This window comes from Nitratidesulfovibrio sp. 1201_IL3209, from assembly GCF_036763125.1.
In the GTDB taxonomy this organism is placed as follows: domain Bacteria; phylum Desulfobacterota; class Desulfovibrionia; order Desulfovibrionales; family Desulfovibrionaceae; genus Cupidesulfovibrio.
In genome coordinates this window covers 124713-147399 of the sequence record NZ_JBAIYT010000002.1, presented here as the reverse complement: position 1 = coordinate 147399, position 22687 = coordinate 124713, and the positions used below count along the sequence as shown (strand labels likewise).

Here is a 22687-nt window from a genome sequence, read left to right as displayed (position 1 = left end):
CGCTCTCCCCCCGTCCGGGCATGCGGGCAAGCCCCTAGCCTTGCGCGAACTTGCGGTACAGGCTGGCCGCGGCCATGCGGCTGGGGGCGAAGCCCTTCACCGGCTGGCCGTCGGCATTGGCCTGTGGGTCGGCCTGAGGCCCGGTCTGGGCGTCGGCCTGGGCAGTTACGGGGGCATTGGTGGGCGCGCCCGCTGGCGCCGGTTGTGTGGATTGCACGGACGCCGCCTGCGCGGCGGCCGCCACGGGCTGCGCGGGCAGTCCCTGCGGAGCGGGCTGGACGGGGGCATCGGCTGCCGCCTGCGGTGCGGCCTCGCCCGCGGGGGCCTGCTGGCCGTAGGCCTGGGCGTGGGCGCGGCCGAACTGCGCGGGCCTGCCCAGCGGCGGCATCTGCGCGGCGGGCAGCGGCGCGCGCGAGGGCGCTGCGTTGGCGGGCGCGCGGTTGGCCGCCATGCTGGCCCCGATGGCCATGGCCTCGGGGGTGTTGACGATCTGGCCGTAGGCGCCGCGCAGGCCGGACAGAATCTTGATCACCTCGTCGATGAGCGCCACGTCCATCTTGAGGTTGGCGTTGAGCAGGCGGGTGGAGCAGTAGAAGTACAGCTTGTGCAGGTTCTGCGCCAGTTCGCCGCCCTTTTCCATGTTCAGGCTGGCGTCCAGCTCGTTGACGATGTCCAGGGCCTTGGAGATCAGGATGCCCTTGGCCGCGTAGTCGCGTTCGGCGATCTTCTCCTTGGCCTGGGTCAGGAACTTGATGGCCCCGTCATACAGCAGGAGCAACAGTTCGCCCTGGGTGGTCGTGGTGACCTGGGTCTGTAGGTAGGCGTGCGCAGCCTTCTGCATTGCATTCTCCCGATGTATGCGCCCGCGTGCCGGTGCGGTGAGTGCGCCGCGGGTGGTGGTCGATCCCCGCGCCGGGGCGGGGGGTGTACGTCTGTTGCGCGGCCGGGCATGGGGCGGCCGGCCGGGTCGCCCGGAGTACCCGGATTGCCCTGTTTACCCCATGTACCCCATTTACCCCGTTTACGAAGAAGACGACGACGAGGACAGCGACTTGATCTGGCTTTCCACCGACTTGCCGAGGGCGTCGTAGCGGGCCAGGGTGGCCTCCAGCCGCGAGTAGCGCAGCCGTTCGCGCCGTTCCCACTGGGTGACGCGGTCCACTTCCTTGTCGATCTTCTTCTGTATGTCGTCCATGATGTCCTGGTAGTTGTCCTCCAGGATCTTCAGCGCGCCGTCGCTGCCCAGCATGTCCTTCAGGGTGTCGCTGAGCCCGCCCAGCTTGCCCTCCTTGATGCGCATCCGGCTCGAGTAGCTGCCCGGCGAAAGGTTGTCGATCTGCAGCGCCAGGCCTCGGGCGTCGCCTTCCATGGCGGTGATCTGCTTGTTCACGTTGTCCACGTTGGCGCGCTTGCCGCCCACGTAGGCGTTGACGATGTTGCCAGAGGCGTCCACGTCGTAGGTCACGTCGTAGATGCCCGCCTTGGTCACGCCCTTGACGTGCGAGTAATAGCTGAAGTCGGACGAATCGGACACGGGCAGCCCGTCGGCGGCGAACAGTTCCGCCACGGCCGTGGGGTTGCTTTTCAGCACCTCGTCCAGCTTCTCTTCGTCCAGTTCCAGCAGGCCGGCGTTCAGGCTGTTGGTTTCGGCGTTGGTCAGGATGCCGATGTGCGCCAGCGACGAAAACACGTCGCCGCGCATGAGGTTGCCGTCCTTGTACTGATATTCGAAGCCCGCGGCCTTGTCCGCCGTGGCCATCTTGAGTTGGGTGGCCAGCAACTGCACGCCGTAGTTGCCGGTAAGGACGGACCCCTTCTGCATGGAGTACAGCGACGAGGCGTCGTCGGGGCTGTCCACGTCCTTGGAACTGTTGACGGCGGTCAGCGACTTGATCTTGGAGCGCACGGCGTTCATGGCGTCCACGAACGCGACCACGTTCTCCTTGATCTTTGCGGTGTCCGTGACCACCGAGATCTGGGTGGTGCCCACGTCCTTCAGGGTGATGGTCATGCCTTCCACGGCGCCGGTCAGCGTGTTGGACATGGATTCCAGCCAGGTGGTGGCCGGCCAGCCGTTGACGCGGTATTGCGCGTTCTGGTTGGCCTGTACCGTCCAGTTGGCGGCATCGCTGGGCAGCCCGCTGACGGTGGTGCCCGAGCCCACGGACAGCGTGGCGTTGGCCCCCAGGTCCATGCCCCGGAACTGGAAAGTGTAGCCGGTGCCGTTCTGCACCAGCATGGCCTTGACCCCCGGATTCTGGGGGTCGTTGTTGATCATGTTCTTGAGCCCTTCGATGGTGGTGCCGCTGGGCACGGTGATCGAACGGGTCTTGCCCATGTAGGTGTAGACGAACTGCTGGTCGCTGCCGGAGTCGTTGACCTTGGTGTTCTTGGCGGCGAAGGCGGTGTTGTAGGTCCAGATGGAGCTGGAGGCCATCTGCCCCACCTCGATCTTGTAGTTGCCCTCGAGCACGCTGGAATCGGTGGTGGCGCTGGCCACGGTCTCGGCGGAACTGGATGCGGTCTTCACCAGGAACTTGCTCATGGAACTCATGGAGTCCACGATGTCCTTCAGCGAGGCGATTTCCGTGCGCAACTCGCCAAAGGCGTCCTGACGCCGCTGCCAGTCGGCCTTCCACAGGGTAAGACGCTTCTGCGGGATCTGCTCGATGGACTTCAACTGGTCGATGACCTTGGAGAAGTCCGTGCCGTTGCCGAGCCCGGAAAAGTATACGCCGCCGGATGCCAGTTCAACCATGATGCACCTCTTCGCCGGAAGAAATTTCCCGATGGGGGTCTCCCGCCGTGGGGCTGCAAGGCTGGTGCCAGAGTGGACCGCCCTCTCCCTCGTGAACCTTATCGGCGGGGGAACGGAGGGCTTTAGGCCGGGGGGCGCGGCGTACGCCACGGGGGGCGGGGAAGGAAGCGGGACGGGGCCGGAAAGGCCAGCGGATGCGGGGAGCGGAGGGAACCGGAGTGAGGCCGGGAAGGGATTACGCGTCGGCCAAGGGAGCGCCGGCCAAGGGAGCGCCAGCCAAGGGAGCGCCGGCCAGGGGGGCGGAGGTCAGGCGGGCCAGTTCGCGCCGGGCTTGGTCCGGGTCCATGCCGCGCGCGGCGGCAAGGGCGGGCAGGTTTTCCTCGGCGTCGCAGGGGCGCACGTACAGCGGCTGCACGTCGTCGGGGCCGTAGGCGGCCGTGGCGGCCAGGGGCAGCAGCAGGGCGGGGGCAGGGTGGTCGAACCGGGCGGGCAGGAAGCGCGCCCCCGGCAGCAGCGCGGCCAGGGCCGGAGCCAGGGCGGCCCGGTTGCGGGTGGCCCCGCTGCCCATCAGGTACACCGGGGCGGCGGCGGCAGCGCATCCGGCCGCAGGTGTTCCGGCCGCAGGATTCACGTTGCCGAATCGCGCCGCCACTATCCGGGCCACGGCGGCGTTCAGCGTCGCCGCCTCCACCGGGGTCAGGGCTTCGGGCAGGGGGGAGGGCACGGCGGTGGCGGCCCCGGCGACGTCCGCCAGACTGGTCGCGTCCGCCGTCTCGCCGGGCATGCGGAAGGACTGCATGTGCACCAGCCCGCGCCGGGCGTGGGTCAGCACCCACAGCACCGCGCCGCGCGGCAGCAGCGGCCCGCAGGCCAGCAGTTGCGTGTAGGACAGTCCCGCCTGTTCGGCGCCCAGCGCGCGGGCCATGCCCGCCGCCGTGGACAGCGCCAGGCGCAGCCCGGTGAAGCTGCCGGGGCCCTGCACGCAGGCGATGCGCCGCACATCGCGCAGCGAAAGGCGCATCCGCGCGAAGGCGTCGGCCAGGGCCGGGGCCAGCAGTTCCGTGCCTTGCGAGGGCACGTGCCATTCCTGGGCGAACAGGGGTTCGCCGTCGCGCAGGGCGGCGGCCTGCACGCGCGATTCCGCCGCGTTCAGGGCCAGGGTGATGGCCCCGTCGCCGTGTGCGGCGCAGGTCCCAATCGTCCCTGTGGCCCCGATCGTCCCTGTGGCCCCCGCCATCCCCTCCATCTGGGTCATTGCAGGTTCCGCACGATGTCGTTGTAGGTGGCCAGCAGCATCAGGGCCAGCAGGAAGGCCAGGCCGATGCGGGTGGTCACCTCGCGCAGGCGGGCGTTGACCGGGCGGCGCATGACCATTTCCATGGTCAGGAAGATGATGTGCCCGCCGTCCAGCACCGGCACGGGCAGCAGGTTCAGCAGGCCCAGGTTGATGCTGATCAGCGCGGTAAGGGCCAGCACGCTGTCCAGCCCCTGGCGCGACTGCTCGCTGACCATCTGGGCGATCATGATGGGCCCGCCCACGGAATCCAGCGGCACCACCCGCTCGAAGATCTTCTGCACGCTCTGGCCGGTGATGACGATCATCCGCCAGGTCTGGTCCAGCCCGGCCTTCATGGCCGACGAGCCGTCCAGGGGTACCGACACGGTGCGGCCCGAGGCCTGGATGCCGATGAGCCAGGTGCGCTCGTCCTCGCCGAAGATGGTCTTGCGGGTGCGCACCTCGGGCTGCACGTTCAGGGTCAGGGCCGTGCCGTTGCGGTCGATGGCGATGGTCAGTTCGCGGCCTTCGCTGGCCACGATGGACCCGGCCACGTCGTCCCACCATTGCACCTGCCTGCCGCCGATGGACACGATGCGGTCGCCGGGGGCCACGCCCGCGATGGCGGCCGGGCTTTCCGGCTGCACCCGGCCCACTTCCGGGGCCAGATGGAACTGCCCATGAGCCCAGAACAGCCCCCAGTAGATGAACCACGCCAGCAGCAGGTTGAACACCGGCCCGGCCGCGATGACCAGCAGCCGCTGCCACGCCGGGCGCAGGGTGAAGCTGTGCCGCTTCTGGAAGCCTTCGGGCAGTTCGGCGTCCTCGCTTTCGCCCACCAGCGACACGTAGCCGCCCAGCGGCACCAGCGACAGCCGGTAGTCGGTCTGGCCGCCGCGCCAGCCGAACAGGCGCGGGCCGAAGCCCAGCGAAAAGGTCTGCACGCCGATGCCGAACAGCCGGGCCACCAGGAAGTGCCCCAGCTCGTGGAAGAAGATCAGGCCCCCGAGGACCAGAAGGACCGAAAGGAAGCTGCTCATGCGTTGCCCGTTCCTTGCGTGCCTGCCACGTCTGCCCAGAGGCGCACGCGGCGGCGGGTTGCGGCGTCGAGCGCCTCTATGTGGTCGATGTCGTGCATCGGCATGTATCCGTCTGTATTCGCTTGATCCGCCGGTTCCGCGTCTGCCGATTCGGCGTCTGCCGATTCGGCTTGGTGGGCGTCCAGCGCCCGTTCGATGAGCGCGGGAATGTCCATGAACCCGATGCGCCCGTGCAGGAAAAGCTCCACCGCCGCCTCGTTGGCCGCGTTGAGCACCACGGGCAGGCCCGCGCCGCCGGGGGTGCGCGCCTCGCTCGCAAGCACGCGCCGCGCCAGCGCAAGACACGGGAAAGAGGATAAGTCGGGGGCCTCGAAGGTCAAGCAGCCCGCCCGCACCAGGTCCAGTGGGGCCACCCCGGTGTCCACGCAGCGCGGCCAGGCCATGCAGTAGGCGATGGCGATGCGCATGTCCGGCGTGCCCAGGTGGGCGATCTGCGAACCGTCGGCGTATTCCACCAGCGAATGCACGATGGACTGCGGGTGCACCACCACCTCGATGTCGTCTGGGGCCACGCCGTACAGGTGGTAGGCCTCGATGACCTCCAGCCCCTTGTTCATCAGCGTCGCGGAGTCGATGGTGATCTTGGCGCCCATGGACCAGTTGGGATGATTCAGGGCCTGCTCGCGGGTGACCGTGGACAGGAAGGCCCGGTCGCGCCCCCGGAACGGGCCGCCCGACGCGGTGAGGATGATCCGCCGCACGGCATCGGGCGCGCGCCCCCCGTCCCGCAAGGTATCGTGCACGCGCAGGGCCTGGAACACGGCGTTGTGCTCGGAATCCACGGGCAGCACCACCGCGCCTGTTTCCGAGCAAATCCGCCGGATGAGCGCCCCCGCCAGCACCAGTGATTCCTTGTTGGCCAGACAGATCACCTTGCCTGCCCGCGCGGCGGCCACCGTGGCGCGCAGCCCGGCTGCGCCCACCTGGGCCGAGAGCACCGTGGAGGCATCCGGCAGGGCGGCCAGCGCGGCGTAGCCTTCCGGCCCCACGTGAATCTCCGGCGCGTAGCCTGCGGGCAGCAGCCCACGCAGCTGCGCCGCGCCCGCCTCGTCCAGCACGCCGAGGTGCGGCGGCCGGTGGCGGGCGGCCTGTTCCGCCAGCAGGCGCACGTTGCGCGCCCCGGCCAGCGCGGCCACCCGGAACAGGCCGGGGTGGGCCTCGACGACCTTCAGCGCGCTGGTGCCGATGGAGCCGGTGCTGCCCAGCAGGGCCACCGTGCGCGGCCGGGCGTCTTCCCAGGCCCGGTCCGGCATGCGCGAGATGTAGCGGATCATGCCCGTGTCCTTCCCTTTCCGCCGTGCACGGGCGGGTCTAAACCTGCGGGGTCTGTGGAGCCTGGGGGGCCTGGGGACCCTGCGCCGCAAGGTCGCGGCCGAGCGAGGTCATGAGGTCGAACAGCAGGCGGATGTCGGCCCCGGACGTACGATGATTGGCCACGCACAGGCGCACCCCGGCCCGGCCGCGCACCATGGCCGGGGTCAGGAACCCTTCGCCCGACGCCTCCAGCCGTTCCAGCAGGCGCACCTGCAGGTGGTCCACCTGTTCCTCGGTCCAACCGTCCCCCTGCGGCACGTAGCGCGCACAGGCTATGGACAACTGCACCGGGGCCAGCACCCGCCATTCCGGCGAGGCGGCGCACAGGTCGCGGAAGTGCCGGGCCAGTTCCATGTTGCGGGCCACGATGCGCCGCAGCCGGTCGCGGCCGTAGGTGCGGAAGGCGAACCACACCTTCAGGGCGCGGTTGGCGCGGCTGAGGATGAACGTGGTGTTCTTGAGGTCGTGCGGGTGTTCCTCGCCCAGGTACGAGGCGCGGGCCCGGAACGTGGCGATCTGTTGCGCCTTGCTACGGAACAGGGTCACCCCGCATTCCAGGGGGATGAAGAACCACTTGTGCGGGTCCACGCAGATGGAGTCGGCCCGGTTCACGCCCGCCAGCAGCGCGCGACCCTCGTCCGTTAGCATGGCCGCGCCGCCGTAGGCCGCGTCCACGTGGAACCACAACCCCTCGGCCGCGCACACGTCGGCGATGTCCGGCAGCGGGTCCACCGCGCCGGTGGTCACCGAGCCCGCCTGAGCCACCACGCAGAACGGGGCCAGCCCCGCCAGCCTGTCCGCCGCGATGGCCGCGCGCATGGCCGCCACGTCCATGCGGTTGTCCGCGCCGGAGGGCACCGCGCGCACGTTGTCCGCGCCCAGGCCCAGCAGCACCGCCGAACGCTCGATGGACATGTGCCCCTGGTCCGAGACATACAGCACCGGCGTGCGCCCGAGGCCCGCGAGGCCCTTGGCGGCAGCCTCCGGAAAGTGCGCGTGGCGGGCCACGGTCAGCCCCATCAGGTTGGCCATGGTGCCGCCGGACACGATGGTGCCGCCCGCGCCGTCCAGTCCGTCCGCCCCGGTCCCATCAGCGGACGCTTCCGGCAGGCCGAACAGCCGGGCCAGCCAGCCGATGACCACGTGCTCCAGCACCGTGGCCGCGGGGCCGCCCTTGAACGACAGCGGGGCCTGGTTCAGCCCCGTGCACACGATGTCGCCCAGCGTGCCCGCCGGGGCCGGGCTGGTGGTGATCCAGGCCAGAAAGCGCGGATGCCCGATGCGCGTGGCGTACGGCTCGATACACCGCGCCACCTCGTCCAGCACCGCGTCCGCGCCCGCGCCGTGCTCGGGCCAGTCGGACGGAATCAGCGCCGCCAGTTCGTCGAACGTGGCCGGGTGCACCACCGGACCCTCGGCGCGCGGGCCGATGCGCTCCACCCGGTCGGCGATCATGGCCGCCGCCCGGTGCAGCAGGGTTTCGAAATCTTCCAGGTCGAGTGTCTCGTGTCGTTGCATGGGGTGTAAATTATGCGCGTTGTGGCGTGTCTGGAACTATTCCGGGGGAAGGGGGGAAACCACTTTTGGAAAAGTGGTTTCCCCCCGTCCCCCGGACCCCCATCCCCCTTTCCACAAAACTTTTCAATAGGTCTGGCGACAACGGCTTTTCAATTGAAAAGTTTGGGAGGATGGAGAGGGGGTGCGGGGGAGAGGAACGACACTTTTGCCCAAGGTTCCATCCAATCCCCCCGCCAACCTTAAAACAAACGCAAAAACCAAAACACGGCGGCATAGGCGGGCACGACCAACAGCAGGCTGTCGATGCGGTCCAGCAGGCCGCCGTGTCCGGGCAGGAGCGCGCCGGAGTCCTTGACGCCGAGGGTGCGCTTGAGGGCGGATTCGAAGAAGTCGCCGAGTTGCGAGGCGACGTTCAGCAGGCCGCCCAGCAGGACAAAGGCCCACCACGGGGCGGTGCCTGCGGCCAAGCCCACGCCGGTGCAGGCGGCCACGCACAGCACGAAGCCGCCAAGGCTGCCTGCCCAGCTTTTCTTGGGGCTGACGCGCGGCCAGATGCGGGCCTTGCCGAACCAGGTGCCGATGAAATAGGCGCCGGTGTCGGAGATGACGGCGGCCAGCACGACCGCCAGCTGTTCCCAGCGGTTGAAGTGCAGGGCGGGCAGCAGCAGCACGGGCACGTACAGGATGCCGCCAGCCAGCACCTGTCCTTCGGTGAAGCGGCAGTCGTCGTCGCCGCCGCCCCAGGTGAGCAGAAAGCCCACGGCTCCCACCAGGAAGGCGGCGGCGACGCAGCCCAGCACCATCCAGGGGCGGTCCATGTGCCCGGCGGCCAGCACGGCCGCGCCGAGGGCCATGCCCGCGGCCTTCAGGGGCAGGCGGGCGTTGCCGGGCCAGAACATGGTGTAGAATTCCAGCAGGGCCAGGCTGGCCACGGCCACCACCATGATCAGCAGCACCCAGCCGCCGATGGCGAGGCCCACGGTGAGCAGGGCGGCAAGGGCCGTGCCGGTGACGACGCGTTGGAAATGCGGGGATGCCGGGGTCACGCGGGGGTTGCCTCCGTTTTGCCGAAGCGGCGCTGCCGCCCGGCGTAGTCGCGCAGGGCGGCGCGGAAATGCTCGGGGGTGAAGTCTGGCCAGAGGGTGTCGGTGAAGTGGAATTCGCTGTAGGCGCTCTGGTAGAGCAGGAAATTGCTGATGCGCACCTCGCCGCTGGTGCGGATGACCAGGTCCGGATCGGGCTGGCCGGCGGTCCACAGCCGGGCGGCGAAGGCTTCCCCGGTGATGGCCTCGGGCGCGAAGCCTTCGGCGGCCAGGGCGCGGCAGGCCATGAGGATTTCGTCGCGGGCGGAGTAGTTGAGCGCCAGGTTCAGGCGCATGGCGGAGCAGGCGGCGGTGCGGCCGATGGCGTGCTCCAGCGCCTTGCGCGCGGCCAGCGGCAGGTCGGCCAGCTGGCCGAACACCGAAAGCCGGATGTCACGCTTGATGAGGTTGGGCAACTCCTCGCGCAGGAATTCCACCAGCAGGTCGAACAGGAACTTCACCTCGGCGCCGGGGCGGCCCCAGTTCTCCTTGGAGAAGGTGTACATGGTCAGGTGGGGGATGCCCAGGGTGCGGCATTCGGTGACGATGGCCCGGGCCGCCTCGGTGCCCGCGCGGTGGCCGTCGCTGCGCGAAAGGCCGCGTTGCGTGGCCCAGCGTCCGTTGCCGTCCATGATGACGGCCACGTGGCGGGGCAGCGTTTCCGGCGGGAGCGTGCCCGGTGACGGCGTGTCCGGTGACGGCGTGTTTGGCAGGGGGGAGCCAGCCATGGGGGCGTTGTTCACGATAAGCCTCTGGTACGCGGGCGTTGCGTCCGCGTCATATGCGCCATGGCCGGTCCCGCCCGCCCGTCCGTGCATCCGCGTGCGCGGGGCGGGACTGCTGCGGGCGCGACCGGCCATGTGGAATCATTGGCCGCTCGGTCATTCGTGCCGGTGCGGCTGGGGGCAGCCCCCCTAAAGTTCCATGATTTCCTTTTCCTTGGCCGTGCACTTCTCGTCCGACTTGGCCACGAAGCGGTCGGTCAGCTTCTGCACGTCGTCGGTGGCCTTGCGCACGTCGTCCTCGGACACCTCTTTGGCCTTTTCCAGCTTCTTCAGGGCGTCGTTGGCGTCGCGGCGCACGTTGCGCACGGCCACCTTGGCCTCTTCGGTGTACTTGCGGGCCACCTTCACCAGGTCCTTGCGGCGTTCCTCGGTCAGCGGCGGGATGGAGATGCGGATGATCTTGCCGTCGTTGACCGGGTTGAGGCCGAGGTCCGACTTCATGATGGCCTTTTCCACCAGCGCGAACGCGGAACGGTCCCACGGCTGGATGGTCAGGGTGCGGCTGTCGGGCACGCTGACGGACGCCAGCTGGTTGATGGGCGTGGGCGTGCCGTAATAGTCCACCTTGATGTTGTCCACCAGCGAGGTGGAGGCGCGGCCGGTGCGCAGCTTGGCGAATTCGCGGTCCAGGGAGCCGATGGCCTTTTCCATGCGCTCTTCGGCGTCGAGAAGAATGGTGTCCATATCCATAGGGGGTTAGCCTCCGTGTACGATGGTTCCGACGTCTTCGCCCATGACCACGCGCTTGATGCTGCCCTTGAACATGTTGCAGACGATGATGGGCACGTTGTTCTCCATGGCCAGGGTGATGGCCGTGGAGTCCATGACGCCGAGCTTGCGCTGGAGCGTTTCGACGTAGCCGAGGCTGCGGAACATCACGGCGTCGTCATGCTTCATGGGGTCCTTGTCGTAGACGCCGTCGACCTTGGTGGCCTTGATGATGGCCTGGCACTTCAGTTCCATGCCGCGCAGCGCGGCCGCCGTGTCGGTGGTGAAGTAGGGGTTGCCGGTGCCCGCCGCGCAGATGACCACGCGGCCCTTTTCCAGGTGCCTGTCGGCCCGGCGGCGGATGTACGGCTCGCAGACTTCCTGCATGGTGATGGCCGAAAGCACCCGCGTGGGATGGCCGATCTTTTCCAGGGCGTCCTGCACGGCCAGGGCGTTGAGCACCGTGGCCAGCATGCCCATGTAGTCGGCCGATGAGCGGTCCATGCCCTTGGCGGACGAGGAGAGGCCACGGAAGATGTTGCCGCCGCCGATGACAAGCGCCACTTGCAGGCCCATGTCGACAACCTCGGCGATTTCCTCGCATATCTTCGAAACAGTCTGGGGGTCAATACCGAACTTGTTTTCGCCCGCCAGGGCTTCGCCGCTGAGTTTCAGCAGCACGCGCTTGTAGCGGAGTTCGCTCATGTCCGTCCCTCGGTGTGGTGGTTTGGTGTTGCATCGTCGTAAATTCGGGTTCGCTGGCGGGGGTGATGGCGCGCTCGCCGCAGTGCCCGCCCGTGGTGAAGCCGTGGATGCGTCCTAGTGGTGGTCGAAGGGGGAGCCCCAATCGCCCTCGCGGACCCGGATGTATTTCAGGAAGGCGTAGAACGCCCCGTGCGCCGCGTTGATGTAGCCCGCCCGCCCGTCCAGGAAGCCCAGCTTGACCACGTACAGCTTCAGGAACCGGGCCAGGCCGTGCGCCGTGGCCACGGCCACGCCGCCCTGGCGGCCCTTGGCGCGCAGGTCGTCCGCGCCCTGCTGGGCGTAGGAGTTGATCTTGTCCAGGTGCTGGCGGAAGCTGTCGTACGGGTAGTGCAGGATGTCGCCGCGCAGGCGGCCCGTTTCGCCCTTGGGGTGGAACGAGTAGTGCGCGCCCGAGACGTGCACGTCCATCTTTTCGGGCCGGAACAGGCGCAGCAGGTAGTCCGGGTACCAGCCGCTGTGCTTCATGAACCGGTCGAAGTACCACGAGCGACGGGGCACCCAGTAGCCTGCCCGGCGCGCGTGGGTGCCGTGGCTGCCGTCGCCCCCGCGCACCTGCGCCCGCACGGCGGCCAGCACGCTTTCACGCAGTTCTTCGGTGCAGATTTCGTCCTGGTCCAGGCTGAACACCCATTCGGTGTCGATGACCGACAGGGCGTGGCGGAACTGCGGGCCGGGGCCTTCCCATGCGCGCTGGATGACCTCTGCCCCGGCCGCGCGGGCCATGTCCACGGTGCGGTCGGTGCTGAAGGAATCGACCACCAGGAGCTTGTCGCAGAAGGACAGCGAGGCCAGGCACCTGTCGAGCAGGCGTTCGCCGTTGTAGGTGAGCACGAGGCCGGTGATGGCGGGGGGCATGCGGACCTGCCGTGGCGGCGGGGTTGAGGTTGGGGGGTGGGGGGAAGGCCGGAAAGGCGGGCAAATGAGCCCCGGTTTTTCTTCAATTCAGGGGGTGCAGGGGGCTTTGCCCCCTGCCCGCCGGAGGCTGACAAAAACAGCTGACCGTCAGCGTTACCCCTTGCCGGTGACGATGTCGCGCACGGCCTCGATGACGTCGTCCACGTCCTGTTCGCCGAGCTTGGGCGAAAGCGGCAGCGAGATGGTTTCGCGGCCATAGGCCACGGCGTTGGGGTAGTCGTCCGGGTTCCAGCCGTAGTTCTTCCGGTAGTAGGGGTGTTCCGGAATGGCCAGGTAGTGCACCCCCACGCCGATCTTGCGGGCGGTCATCATGGGCAGCATGGCGTCGCGCGAGACGCCGCAGCGCGCCTCGTTCACCCGGATGGCGAACAGGTGGTAGGCGTGGCGGGTGTCCGGCTCCGGCGCGGCGGGCAGGCCCACGGGCAGGTCCGCGAAGGCCCGCATGTAGCGCCGCCACACGGCCTCGCGGCGCTTCCAGTATGTCTCCACCCGCTTCAGCTGATGAATGCCGAGGGCGGCCTGCATGTCCATCATGTTGTACTTGAAGCCGTGATCGACGACGTAATAGTGCTTGTAGCCCGAATCGGAGAAGCGGGCCCAGGCGTCGGCGCTCATGCCGTGCAGGCCCATGATCTTCATGCGGTCGATCTTGGCCTTGTCGCGCGAGAGGATCATGCCGCCCTCTCCGGTGACCACGTTCTTGGTGGCGTAGAAGCTGAAGCAGCCGATGTCGCCGATGTCGCCCGCCTGCCTGCCCTTGTAGGTGGTTTCGATGGCGTGGGCGCAGTCTTCGATGACGGCCAGGCCGTGCCGCCGCGCGATGTCCATGATGGGGTCCATGTCGCAGGCGCGCCCGGCGAAGTGCACCACCAGCAGGGCCTTGGTGCGCGGGGTGATGCGGCGCTCGATGTCGGCGGGGTCGATGTTCTGGGTCGCCGGGTCCACGTCGGCCAGCACCGGGGTGGCGCCGGAGTGGATGATGGCGTTCACCGAGGCGCAGAAGGTCATGGCCGTGGTGATCACCTCGTCGCCCCGCTCAAGGTTGAGGGCGAGGCAGGAAAGCTGGAGCGCGGCCGTGCACGAGTTGACGGCGGCGGCGTAAGGCATGCCCTTGTAGGCGGCGAAATCCTTTTCGAACCGGTGCACCTTGGGGCCGGTGCCGATCCACGCCCGCTTCATGCTGTCGAGCACTTCGTCCATTTCCGCCTGTTCGATGAGCGGCTGGCCGAAGACGAGGAAGGTGTCGCGCATGGGTGTTCTTTCTCCGGGGCCGGGCGGCGGGGCGTTGGGCCGTTCGCGCGCGGGGCCGGTTGCGTGGGGCGCGCGGGGCGCGCCGGGGAGGGACGAAACCCCGTCCCGTGGGGGCTTGCGGCGGCGGGGCCGCCCGAGGGTGTGGCAGGCGGCGGGAGGTCCGTGGTCCCGCCCGCGCGGCTGCCGTAGGGGAGCATACCCCCCAAAACATACCCCAAGTCGCAGCCCGCGAAAAAGGGGGTCTTTCGACCCCCCTTTCATTCATGATGCATGCACGGTCTGCTCCATGTCGGCTGCGGTGCTGTTGCATCCGTGCGGCATGGCGGCGTTCCGTCCTGCGGCTAGGCTTCTTCCGCGCCCAGCTGCATGCGGACGAAGCGGCCGACGGTGACGTTTTCGCCCAGGGTGGCGATGACGTCGTTCAGCAGGTCGCGGATGGTCATCTTGTCGTCGCGAATGTACGGCTGTTCCAGGAGGCAGACCTCCTTGTAGAACTTCTTGATGCCGCCTTCAACGATCTTCTCGATGATGTTCTCGGGCTTGCCTTCCTCGCGCGCCTTCTGGCGGTAGACTTCGCGCTCGCGCTCGATGACGGCGGGGTCCACGGACTCGGCGTCCACGGCGGCGGGGTTGGTGGCCGCGATCTGCATGGCCACGTTCTTGGCGAATTCCTGGAACTTTTCGTTACGGGCCACGAAGTCGGTCTCGCACTTCACTTCCACGATGACGGCGATCTTGCCGTTGGAGTGGATGTAGCTGCCGATGACGCCTTCGGAGGTGGCGCGGCCGGCCTTCTTGGCGGCCTTGGACAGGCCCTTCTGGCGCAGCCAGTCGACGGCCTTTTCGAGGCTGCCGTCGTTTTCTTCCAGGGCCTTCTTGCAGTCCATCATGCCGGCGCCGGTCTTTTCGCGCAGTTCCTTAACCATCTGGGCGGTAATTGCCATTGTGCGGTCTCCCTGAGATGTCGTGGAGGTCTGGTTACTCGGCGGCGGCTTCGGCGGCGGGGGCGTCAGCGACAGCTTCGGGCGCGGCTTCGGGGGCGGGCGCGGCCTTGGGCGCGGCGGCCTTCTTCAGTTCTTCCTCGGCGTCCTTGCCCTTGCGTTCCTTGCGCATGGCGTCGCCTTCCATGCAGGCGTCGGCGATGGCGGCCACGAAGAGCTTGATGGCGCGGATGGCGTCATCGTTGCCGGGAATGACGAAGTCGATCAGGTCGGGATCGCAGTTGGTATCGGTGACCGCCACGATGGGGATGCCGAGCTTGCGGCATTCCTTCACGGCGATGTCTTCGCGGTGGGGGTCCACGATGAAGGCGAGCTGCGGCAGGCGGTCCATTTCCTTGATGCCGCCAAGGGTGGCCAGCAGCTTGTCCATCTCGCGCTGCATGCGCAGGATTTCCTTCTTCTGGTACTTGTTGACGGTGCCGTCGGCGAACATGCCTTCCAGCTTCTTCAGGCGGTCGATGCTCTTCTGGATGGTGGTGAAGTTGGTCAGCGTGCCGCCCATCCAGCGGTTGGTCACGTAGAACTGCCCGGCGCGGCCGGCTTCCACGGCCACGGCTTCCTGAGCCTGGCGCTTGGTGCCGATGAACACGACCTTGCCGCCGTTGACCACGGTGTCCACCACCTTGTCGTGGGCGGTGCGGAACAGCTTCACGGTCTGCTGCAGGTCGATGATGTGGATGCCGTTGCGGGCGCCGAAGATGAAGGGGCGCATCTTGGGGTTCCAGCGGCGGGTCTGGTGACCGAAGTGCACGCCGGTTTCCAGCATCTGCTTCATGGAAACGTAAGCCATTTCAGAACTCCTTGCGGGTTTTTTCTTCCACACCGGCCATGGCCCTTCAACCCGCGCGGCTCAAAGCGTGGCGGGCACCCCGGGCCGAAACCGGAGTGTGCTTGGTGTAAAAGGCAGGAATGCATACGCCAGATTGGTACGGATGGCAAGTGGCGGGAGAGCGGATGGCGAAAATCCGCGCGATGCCGGGCGGGGCGTGTGGCGGAAAGGTCACCGGCCCGCCTAGCCGGATGGAAGGGGCGGGGCGATGCCCGCGCCGGACAGGCCGGCCCCGCCTACTGCAACGGAACCTCGGCGTGCTCGTCCGCATCCGGGGCGGCCAGCACGGGGTTGATCAGCAGGCCCACCTGCTCGATTTCCACGCGCACCTCGTCGCCGGGCACGATGGGACCCACGCCCACGGGGGTGCCGGTAAGGATCAGGTCGCCGGGCAGCAGGGTCATGACGCGCGAGATGGCGCTGACCATCTCGTGGGGGGTGAACAGCATGTCGGCGGTGTTGCCCTGCTGGCGCACCTCGCCGTTGACCAGGGTGCGCACGGCCAGGCTGGCGGTGTCGGGCAGGTCGGTCTCTATCCACGGGCCCACGGGGCAGAAGGTGTCGTAGCCCTTGCAGCGGCCGAACAGGCCGTCGCGCCGTTGCTGGTCGCGGGCGGTGACGTCGTTGGCGCAGGTGTAGCCGAAGATGTTCGCGGGCACGGCGTCCGGCGTGATGTTGCGGCACTGCCGCCCCACCACCAGCGCCAGTTCGCCCTCGTAGTCCACCCGGCCCACGCCCTGGGGCACCAGGATGGGCTGGCCGCTGCCGATGACGGCGGTGGGCGCCTTCAGGAAGAACACCGGTTCGTCCGGCACGGGAAAGCCGATTTCCGCCGCATGGTCACGGTAGTTCATGCCCGCGCAGACGATCTTGGAGGGGGCCACCACCGGCAGGATGGAAAGTTCCGCCAGCGGGATGGGGTCCTTCAGGCCCAGTTGGTGGTTCAGGCACACCACGCCGTCGTCCTGCAGCGCGCCGAAGAACACGCTGCCCTTGTATTGCACCCGTACCACGCGCATGTCGCCGCTCCGCTCCGGCGGGCAGGCGCCCGCCGCGTTGCATCGCCATTGCCCGAAATTGGGGTCTGCCCGGCCCGGACACGGACTGCCACCTGTCCCACGTGGGGCTGCCGCCCGGCAGGCAATGGCGGCCGGGGGAAGGTCAGATGGTGGTCACCACGGGCACCACGATGGGGTCCCGTTCCAGCACCTTGCGGAAGAACCGCCGCAGCGACGAACGGATGCGGTCCTGCAACCGTTCCGTCTCGCCGGGCGGGATGTTCTCGAAGATGTCCAGCACGATGCACTTCGCGTCTTCCAGCACGTGGTTGTAGTGCTGCTCGAACACGAAGCCCTTGGACAGCATTTCCGGGCCGTGCAGCACTTCCCATCCCGTGTCGTCCACCACCAGCACCACGATGACCATGCCCTCGCCGCCAAGGATGTGCCGTTCCTTGAGCACGGAATGGCCCACGTCGCCCACGCCCTTGCCGTCCACAAGGATGAACTCCACCGGCACGTGCTCTTCGAAGCGCACGCCATCCGGGGTGAGGGTGATGGGGTCGCCGTTTTCGAGGATGATGGTGCGCTCCGGCGCAACGCCGCATTCCTGCGCCAGGCGACAGTGCTTGACCAGGTGGCGGTATTCGCCGTGCACCGGCACGAAGTGGCGGGGCCGCACCGCCTCGATCATGGCGCGCAACTCGTCGCGGTGGGCGTGGCCCGAGGCGTGGATGGAGCGCACCTTGTCGTAGTAGACTTCCGCCCCCAGCCGGTACAACTGGTTGATGAGCTTGGTGATGGCCCGCGCGTTGCCGGGGATGAAGCGCGAGGACATGACCACCGTGTCGCCCCGGTGGATGGAAAGCTGCTTGTGCTCGCCCATGATGATGCGCGACAGGGCCGACAGCGGTTCGCCCTGCGAGCCGGTGACCAGCAGCACCAGGTCGCGGTCGGCCATGGGGGGCATGGTCACGGCGTCCAGGATCATGCCCGCCTCGGCCCGCAGAAAGCCGAGGTTGCGCGCGATTTCTATGTTGTTCATCAGGCTGCGGCCGCTGACCACCACCTTGCGCCCGAATTCGCGCGCCAGGTCGAACACTTCCTGGATGCGCTGGATGTGGCTGGAGAACAGGGTGATGACGATGCGGCCTTCCGCCTCCTGGAACAACTGGCGGAAGGTGTCCATGATCTCGCGCTCGCCCAGCGAATGGCCGTCGCGCTCGATGTTGGTGGAGTCGGACAGCAGCAGGCGCACGCCCTGGTCCCCGGCGAAGTCGCGGAACAGCGCAAGGTCGGTGCCGGGGCCGGACAGGGGGTTGGGGTCGATCTTGAAGTCGCCGGTGTGCACCACGCGCCCGGCCGGGGTTTCCACGGCCAGGGCGTACCCTTCGATGATGGAATGGCACACGGGCAGGAAACGGAAGGTCATGTCGCCGAGGGTCAGGGGCGCGTCCGGCGAGACGGGCACCAGTTCCACCCGGTCGGCCAGGCCGTGCTCGCGCAGCTTGTGCTCGACGAGGGCGAGGGTGAAGCGCGACCCGTAGATGGGGGCCTTCAGGTGGGGCATCAGCCACGGCAGCGCGCCGATGTGATCCTCGTGCGCGTGGGTGAGCACGATGCCGCGCACCCGGTGGCGGTTCTGCAGCACGTGGTCGAAGCGCGGAATCACCACGTCCACGCCGAGGTGGTAGTCTTCGGGGAACATCAGGCCGCAGTCCACCAGGACCATGGAGTCTGGCGTGGACCAGATCTGGCAGTTCAGGCCGATCTCTCCGAGTCCGCCAAGGGGGGTGATGGTCAGGTGCGGGGTCTGGTCCGCCATGCGAGGGGCTCCACTGGTTGCGCGTCGGGTGCTGGTGCGAAAGGCACGGGTCGGTTCCCTTTGCTACCGTAAAAAGGCGGCCCTCACAAGGGGATGCGGCGCGCGCACCGATGCGTGCCGTTCGGCTGAACAGTCTTCCGGCAAGAGCAGGGGCGGTGCGGGCGGGTGGCGGAGGGATGCGCCGGAATGAGGAGACGGGAGCGCAGGCGGGGGGCGGGGCGGAGTCCGGTCGGAAAACGGAAACCGCGCCACCCGGTGCGGGCGGCGCGGCTGTGGTCGCGGAACATGATAATTTCGCACCGGGCCTGTGCGCTCAATGTTCAGATGAATGTTCAACCGATGCGCAACGATTGTCCGATGCGGTGCGGTTCGCAAGCTCAGGAGGGCTTGCGGCGCACCTCCACCCCGGCCAGTTTTTCCCAGTGGCGGATCAGCGCGCCGTGGTCGGCGTCGCCCAGTCCGTCGGCCATCAGGCCCTGCATCACTTCCATCAGTTGCGCGGCCAGCGGCAGGGACACGTGCAACTCGCGCGAGGTTTCCAGCACGTTGCCCAGGTCCTTGGCGTGCAGCCTGATGCGGAAGCCGGGCGCGAACTTGCCGTCCATGACCAGCGGGGCCTTGGCGTCCAGCACGGTGCTGCCCGCAAGGCCGCCCCGGATGGCCTGGTAGACCAGGTCCGGGTCCGCCCCGGCGCGGGTGGCCAGCACCAGCGCCTCGGACATGGCCGCGATGTTGCCCGCCACCACGATCTGGTTGGCCAGCTTGGCCACGTTGCCCGCGCCCACCTCGCCCACGCGCACCACCGAGGCGGCCATGGCCTTGAGCACCGGCAGGCAGGCGTCGAAGTCCGCCTGCGCGCCGCCCACCATGACCGACAGGGTGCCGTCGATGGCCTTGGGCTCGCCGCCGCTCACCGGGGCGTCCAGCATGCGGATGGACTTTTTGGCCAGTTCCGCCGCGATCTCGCGGCTGGCCAAGGGGGCGATGGAGCTCATGTCCGCCACGATGCAGCCGGGGGCCGCGCCCTCGGCGATGCCGCCGGGGCCAAGGGCCACCTCGCGCACCTCGGGCGAGTTGGGCAGCATGGTGATGACCACGTCCGAGGCGGCGGCCACGGCGGCGGGGCTTTCGGCGGCCTTCGCCCCTTCGGCGGCCATGGCCCGCAGCTTGTCCCCGTTGCGGGTGTACGCGGTGACCGGAAATCCGGCCTTGAGCAGGTTGCGGCACATGGGTGCGCCCATGATGCCCAACCCGATGAATCCGATGCGTTGCATGGCGTGCTCCTTTGCTGCGGTATGGCGGCCGTGGCGTTGCGGCGGCCGCCCGTGACGGTGCGTGGTTCGCGCGTGGCCGGGGTCAGGACGGCCGGTGCCGTTCCAGGCTTTCGAGGTTGCAGAAATCGCGGTGGGCGGCGTGGTCGATGGGGTAGTCCCACGAACCGCTGCGCAGTTCCACGCGGCCCCCGAACCCGGTCTTGAAGCGGTGCAGCCCGTGGAAGGGGTGGGCCGGGTCCAGCCCCGGCGGCACGGCGCCCATGTCGTAGGCGGCGCAGCCGCGCTGGCGGGCCAGCCGCATGGCCTTCCAGTGCATGGCGTAGGGGGCCATGCACTGGCGCTTGTGGTCGGCCGAGGCCCCGTACAGGAAGTGCGCGGTGGCCCCGCACAGGGCCACGATGGCCCCGGCCAGCACGTCCGCGCCGTGCCGGGCCAGCAGGAACAGCAGTTCGGCGTCGCGGCCGGGAGACGTCGCCTCCGCGCGGTCCGGGCAGATGGGGTTGGCCGGAGTGGAGCCCGGCGGGGTGGGGGCCAGCGCGCCCATGGGGTTCAGGGCGTGCACGCGGGTGCGGAACAGCGCCAGGAACTGTTCGTAGCCGCACGGTGCAAAGCCGTTGCGCAGGGCGGTCTGGCCGTACAGCCCGTGGAACACCGGCAGCATGTCCGGCAGGGCGGGGTCCACGCGCACGCCCTTTCGCGCCGCAAGGCCGATGTTGTAGCGGGTCTTGGGCTTCATGCGCGCCAGGATGTCCTGCTCCGTGCCGGTCAGGTCCACCACCAGCGAACTGGCCACGGTCAGGTCGCGATGGGCCTTTCTGAGGTTCCAGTTGCGGGTGCCCATGTTCATGCGCATCTCGCGGATGCGCGGCTCCGGGTAGGCGTTGCTGCCGTGGGTCCGCATGTCGTCGGCATAGGGCGAGATCCACGGCAGGTCGTAGCGGATGAACGCCACGGACGGGCCAAGGCTGCGGGCCAGCGCTTCGGAAAGGTCTTCGAGGAACGGGCCGTAGTCCTCCTCGGCGGGGGCGTGCTCCGGCCCCTGCGGCACGCAGGCCATGGCGCGGCCGCGCCCCATGGGTTGCAGCAGCACCAGCACGTCGCCGTGGCGTTCGGTGGCGGCCAGGTCGAACGCTTTCGGCGTGTATCCCAGCCGGGCCTTCACCTGCGCCCAGTATCCCGTCTGGAACAGGATGTCGGTGGGCAGCAGCGCATCGGTCCGTTTCGATGAAAGCTCGAACATGTCTGATCCCTGTTGAGGTTGGCGTGCGCCGTCAGGCGCGGTCCGTGCCGAGGGGAGGGGGCAGGCCGGAAAGGGGCGGGCTGGTGTCGTCGCGCCGCCGCGTACTCTTCACGCCGGTCATGCCCCCGTGCGGGAGCGTGGTGCGCATGGGTGTGGTCCTTGTCCTTTGGACACGTGAACGAGGTTATGCCTGTTTGGCGTATGGGAGCATCCAGCCGAGCGACGCCAGCGTGTCGGGCGCGGGCACGTATTCCAGCCCGACGTGCCCGGCGTAGCCCAGGCGGTCCAGTTCGGCGAACAGGAAGGGGTAGTTGATCTCGCCGGTGCCGGGCTGATGGCGGCCCGGGGTGTCCGCGATCTGGACGTGCCCGATGCGGGCCATGTGGGCGCGCAGGGTGGCGGCCAGTTCGCCCTCCTCGCGCTGGGCGTGGTAGACGTCATACTGCAACAGCACGTTGGGGCGGCCCACCTCGTCCAGCAGGCGCAGCACCTGCGCGGTGGAGTGCAGGAAGAAGCCGGGAATGTCCTTGCGGTTGATGAATTCCACCAGCAGCACCAGCCCGGCCTCGGCCAGCCGGTCGGCCGCGAAGCGCACGTTGTCCGCCAGGGTTGCCCACGCGGCCTGCGCGGCGGTGGGGTCGTTGTCCGGCACCTTGCCCGCCAGGCAGTTCAGGCGGGGCACGCCAAGGGCCTTGGCGTAGGTGACGGCGCGGTCCACCCCGGCCCGGAATTCCGCCTCGCGGCCGGGCAGGGCGGCGATGCCGCGTTCTCCGGCGGCCCAGTCGCCCGCGGGCAGGTTGAACAGCACCTGGGTCTGGCCGTTGTCGCGCAGCAGCGCGGCCAGCGTTTCCGGAGCGTGGTCGTAGGGGAACAGGTATTCCACCGCGTCGAAGCCCGCCGCCCGCGCGGCGGCGAAGCGATCGGTGAACGGCAGGTCGGTGAACAGCATGGTCAGGTTGGCGGCGAATCTGGGCATGGTCGCTCCTTGTGGCGGGGTGTGCCGGCGGTTGGGAGAACGGGCGGCTGGGCGGTCGGCAAGGCCGTGGGCAAGCCTTGTCGGCCGGAAATTCCTTCAGGCTGCCTTGGGCGGCTCGTGCCCGTCGTCATTGACAGTGTCCGGGGCGGTATTTGGGGCAGTGTCCGGAAAAGCTGCGGGTTCGGTTCGGTTGTCCTGCGCGTCCGCATCGGCCAGGGCCTGCCGCAGCGCCGCCAGCGACGGCGCGATATGCCGCCGCATGGCCGCGCCGCTGGCCGCCGGGTCGCCCCGGCGCAGCCCTTCGATGACGGCCAGGTGGTCGGGCACGGTGTCTTCCCACGGGCGGGGGGTGCCGTGCAGGTAGGCTGCGGCCAGCATGCTCACCGGGTCCATGGCCGCGCGCAGGAACGGATTGCCGGAAAGCTCGGCCAGCCGCCGGTGGAAGGCCCGGTCGTGCTCCACATAGGTCTGGTGCGCCTCGGGCGTGTCCGGCAGGCTTGCCATGGCCCGCCATTCCCCGGCCATGCGGTCGGCCTCGTCCGGGGCGATGCGCGTGGCGGCCAGTTCCGCCGCCAGCGGTTCCAGCCGTTCGCGCAGTTCGAACAACTGCACCAGTTCCAGCGGAGAAAGTTCGCGCACCCGGAACCCCCGGCGGGGGATGGCCCGCAGCAGCCCTTCCTGGGCCAGCCGCTTCAGGGCGTTGACCAGCGGGGTGCGGCTGACGCCAAGGCGCACGGCCAGCGCCTCCTGCGCCACGCGCTGGCCGGGGGCCAGCACGCCGTCGGCGATCATGGCCCGGATGCGGCCGTAGACCTTCTCGTCGAGGTTCTCGTGCCGGATGACGGCAAGGGCGTCGTCGGTGGGAACACCGGTGGTGGCCGGGGCGTCGTCCGGCATGCTGGCGGATGGAGCGGCATCGGCCCCACGTGCGGGGATGCCGGGGGCTGGCTTGGGGTGCTTCATGGGGCGACCCTAGCCGGGTGAGGGGGGCGGGTCAACTGTTTTGCATGCAGAATGCAAAATGAAGGTGGCGCGGTTCGAACCCACGGCACGCACTTTCGCAACGCAAGCG

Annotated in this window: 20 protein-coding genes; all 20 read right to left on the bottom strand. The window is 68.6% G+C overall.

Going from position 1 to position 22687, the window contains the following annotated elements; translation table 11 throughout:
• Window positions 1-34: 34 nt before the first annotated feature.
• On the bottom strand, window positions 35-841 hold the full coding sequence (fliS, locus tag V6B97_RS02205) for a flagellar export chaperone FliS (protein WP_333504852.1): 807 nt from the start codon (window positions 839-841) through the stop codon (window positions 35-37).
• A 180-nt stretch (window positions 842-1021) separates the two neighbouring features.
• Window positions 1022-2758, bottom strand: coding sequence for a flagellar filament capping protein FliD (gene fliD / locus V6B97_RS02200; RefSeq protein WP_333504851.1), 1737 nt, complete (start codon window positions 2756-2758; stop codon window positions 1022-1024).
• Between the two features lie 235 nt (window positions 2759-2993).
• Complete coding sequence (tsaB, locus tag V6B97_RS02195; RefSeq protein WP_333504850.1) at window positions 2994-4013, bottom strand: tRNA (adenosine(37)-N6)-threonylcarbamoyltransferase complex dimerization subunit type 1 TsaB; 1020 nt, start codon at window positions 4011-4013, stop codon at window positions 2994-2996.
• Entirely contained in the window at window positions 4010-5074 is a 1065-nt protein-coding gene (gene rseP, locus V6B97_RS02190) for an RIP metalloprotease RseP (RefSeq protein WP_333504849.1), read from the bottom strand. The genes tsaB and rseP overlap by 4 nt, the downstream gene beginning before the upstream one ends.
• Window positions 5071-6408: a 1-deoxy-D-xylulose-5-phosphate reductoisomerase gene (gene dxr / locus V6B97_RS02185; RefSeq protein ID WP_333504848.1), complete on the bottom strand. Its 1338-nt coding sequence runs from the start codon at window positions 6406-6408 to the stop codon at window positions 5071-5073. Before dxr ends, rseP begins: the two co-directional genes overlap by 4 nt.
• Before the next feature lie 37 nt (window positions 6409-6445).
• Complete coding sequence (locus V6B97_RS02180) at window positions 6446-7966, bottom strand: pyridoxal phosphate-dependent decarboxylase family protein (protein ID WP_333504847.1); 1521 nt, start codon at window positions 7964-7966, stop codon at window positions 6446-6448.
• Window positions 7967-8205: 239 nt separating this feature from the next.
• Window positions 8206-9012 carry a phosphatidate cytidylyltransferase gene (locus V6B97_RS02175; protein ID WP_333504846.1) on the bottom strand — a complete coding sequence of 269 codons (807 nt, stop codon included), beginning with the start codon at window positions 9010-9012 and terminating at the stop codon, window positions 8206-8208.
• Entirely contained in the window at window positions 9009-9776 is a 768-nt protein-coding gene (gene uppS, locus V6B97_RS02170) for a polyprenyl diphosphate synthase (RefSeq protein ID WP_333504971.1), read from the bottom strand. Before uppS ends, V6B97_RS02175 begins: the two co-directional genes overlap by 4 nt.
• 186 nt (window positions 9777-9962) lie before the next feature.
• Entirely contained in the window at window positions 9963-10523 is a 561-nt protein-coding gene (gene frr, locus V6B97_RS02165; RefSeq protein WP_333504845.1) for a ribosome recycling factor, read from the bottom strand.
• 6 nt (window positions 10524-10529) lie between these two features.
• Window positions 10530-11246, bottom strand: a complete 717-nt coding sequence (gene pyrH / locus V6B97_RS02160) for a UMP kinase (RefSeq protein WP_333504844.1) — start codon at window positions 11244-11246, stop codon at window positions 10530-10532.
• 114 nt (window positions 11247-11360) lie between these two features.
• The gene (locus V6B97_RS02155; protein ID WP_333504843.1) at window positions 11361-12161 is read right to left on the bottom strand and encodes a glycosyltransferase family 2 protein; all 801 of its coding nucleotides are present in this window, start codon (window positions 12159-12161) and stop codon (window positions 11361-11363) included.
• A gap of 153 nt (window positions 12162-12314) precedes the next feature.
• Window positions 12315-13472, bottom strand: coding sequence for a DegT/DnrJ/EryC1/StrS family aminotransferase (locus V6B97_RS02150; RefSeq protein WP_333504842.1), 1158 nt, complete (start codon window positions 13470-13472; stop codon window positions 12315-12317).
• A gap of 341 nt (window positions 13473-13813) precedes the next feature.
• Window positions 13814-14416, bottom strand: a complete 603-nt coding sequence (gene tsf, locus V6B97_RS02145; protein ID WP_333504841.1) for a translation elongation factor Ts — start codon at window positions 14414-14416, stop codon at window positions 13814-13816.
• Window positions 14417-14450: 34 nt separating this feature from the next.
• Window positions 14451-15263, bottom strand: coding sequence for a 30S ribosomal protein S2 (rpsB, locus tag V6B97_RS02140; RefSeq protein WP_333504840.1), 813 nt, complete (start codon window positions 15261-15263; stop codon window positions 14451-14453).
• A 275-nt stretch (window positions 15264-15538) separates the two neighbouring features.
• Window positions 15539-16321, bottom strand: a complete 783-nt coding sequence (locus tag V6B97_RS02135) for a fumarylacetoacetate hydrolase family protein (protein ID WP_333504839.1) — start codon at window positions 16319-16321, stop codon at window positions 15539-15541.
• Between the two features lie 142 nt (window positions 16322-16463).
• Entirely contained in the window at window positions 16464-18125 is a 1662-nt protein-coding gene (locus V6B97_RS02130; protein WP_333504838.1) for a ribonuclease J, read from the bottom strand.
• Window positions 18126-18502: 377 nt separating this feature from the next.
• Window positions 18503-19525, bottom strand: a complete 1023-nt coding sequence (gene garR, locus V6B97_RS02125; RefSeq protein WP_333504970.1) for a 2-hydroxy-3-oxopropionate reductase — start codon at window positions 19523-19525, stop codon at window positions 18503-18505.
• Window positions 19482-20639: a lipid II:glycine glycyltransferase FemX gene (locus V6B97_RS02120; protein ID WP_333504837.1), complete on the bottom strand. Its 1158-nt coding sequence runs from the start codon at window positions 20637-20639 to the stop codon at window positions 19482-19484. Before V6B97_RS02120 ends, garR begins: the two co-directional genes overlap by 44 nt.
• Before the next feature lie 184 nt (window positions 20640-20823).
• Window positions 20824-21615 (bottom strand): hydroxypyruvate isomerase, encoded by a 792-nt coding sequence (gene hyi / locus V6B97_RS02115; protein ID WP_333504836.1) that lies wholly within the window; start codon window positions 21613-21615, stop codon window positions 20824-20826.
• Between the two features lie 96 nt (window positions 21616-21711).
• A complete protein-coding gene (locus V6B97_RS02110; protein ID WP_333504835.1) occupies window positions 21712-22578 on the bottom strand; it encodes a GntR family transcriptional regulator in 867 nt (288 codons plus the stop codon).
• Window positions 22579-22687 lie beyond the last annotated feature (109 nt).

Coding starts and splice junctions, on each gene's coding strand:
- fliS (WP_333504852.1), bottom strand. CDS start 841: ATGCAGAAGGCTGCGCACGCCTACCTACAGACCCAGGTCACCACGACC.
- fliD (WP_333504851.1), bottom strand. CDS start 2,758: ATGGTTGAACTGGCATCCGGCGGCGTATACTTTTCCGGGCTCGGCAAC.
- tsaB (WP_333504850.1), bottom strand. CDS start 4,013: ATGACCCAGATGGAGGGGATGGCGGGGGCCACAGGGACGATCGGGGCC.
- rseP (WP_333504849.1), bottom strand. CDS start 5,074: ATGAGCAGCTTCCTTTCGGTCCTTCTGGTCCTCGGGGGCCTGATCTTC.
- dxr (WP_333504848.1), bottom strand. CDS start 6,408: ATGATCCGCTACATCTCGCGCATGCCGGACCGGGCCTGGGAAGACGCC.
- V6B97_RS02180 (WP_333504847.1), bottom strand. CDS start 7,966: ATGCAACGACACGAGACACTCGACCTGGAAGATTTCGAAACCCTGCTG.
- uppS (WP_333504971.1), bottom strand. CDS start 9,776: ATGGCTGGCTCCCCCCTGCCAAACACGCCGTCACCGGACACGCCGTCA.
- frr (WP_333504845.1), bottom strand. CDS start 10,523: ATGGATATGGACACCATTCTTCTCGACGCCGAAGAGCGCATGGAAAAG.
- pyrH (WP_333504844.1), bottom strand. CDS start 11,246: ATGAGCGAACTCCGCTACAAGCGCGTGCTGCTGAAACTCAGCGGCGAA.
- V6B97_RS02155 (WP_333504843.1), bottom strand. CDS start 12,161: ATGCCCCCCGCCATCACCGGCCTCGTGCTCACCTACAACGGCGAACGC.
- V6B97_RS02150 (WP_333504842.1), bottom strand. CDS start 13,472: ATGCGCGACACCTTCCTCGTCTTCGGCCAGCCGCTCATCGAACAGGCG.
- tsf (WP_333504841.1), bottom strand. CDS start 14,416: ATGGCAATTACCGCCCAGATGGTTAAGGAACTGCGCGAAAAGACCGGC.
- rpsB (WP_333504840.1), bottom strand. CDS start 15,263: ATGGCTTACGTTTCCATGAAGCAGATGCTGGAAACCGGCGTGCACTTC.
- V6B97_RS02135 (WP_333504839.1), bottom strand. CDS start 16,321: ATGCGCGTGGTACGGGTGCAATACAAGGGCAGCGTGTTCTTCGGCGCG.
- V6B97_RS02130 (WP_333504838.1), bottom strand. CDS start 18,125: ATGGCGGACCAGACCCCGCACCTGACCATCACCCCCCTTGGCGGACTC.
- V6B97_RS02120 (WP_333504837.1), bottom strand. CDS start 20,639: ATGTTCGAGCTTTCATCGAAACGGACCGATGCGCTGCTGCCCACCGAC.
- hyi (WP_333504836.1), bottom strand. CDS start 21,615: ATGCCCAGATTCGCCGCCAACCTGACCATGCTGTTCACCGACCTGCCG.
- V6B97_RS02110 (WP_333504835.1), bottom strand. CDS start 22,578: ATGAAGCACCCCAAGCCAGCCCCCGGCATCCCCGCACGTGGGGCCGAT.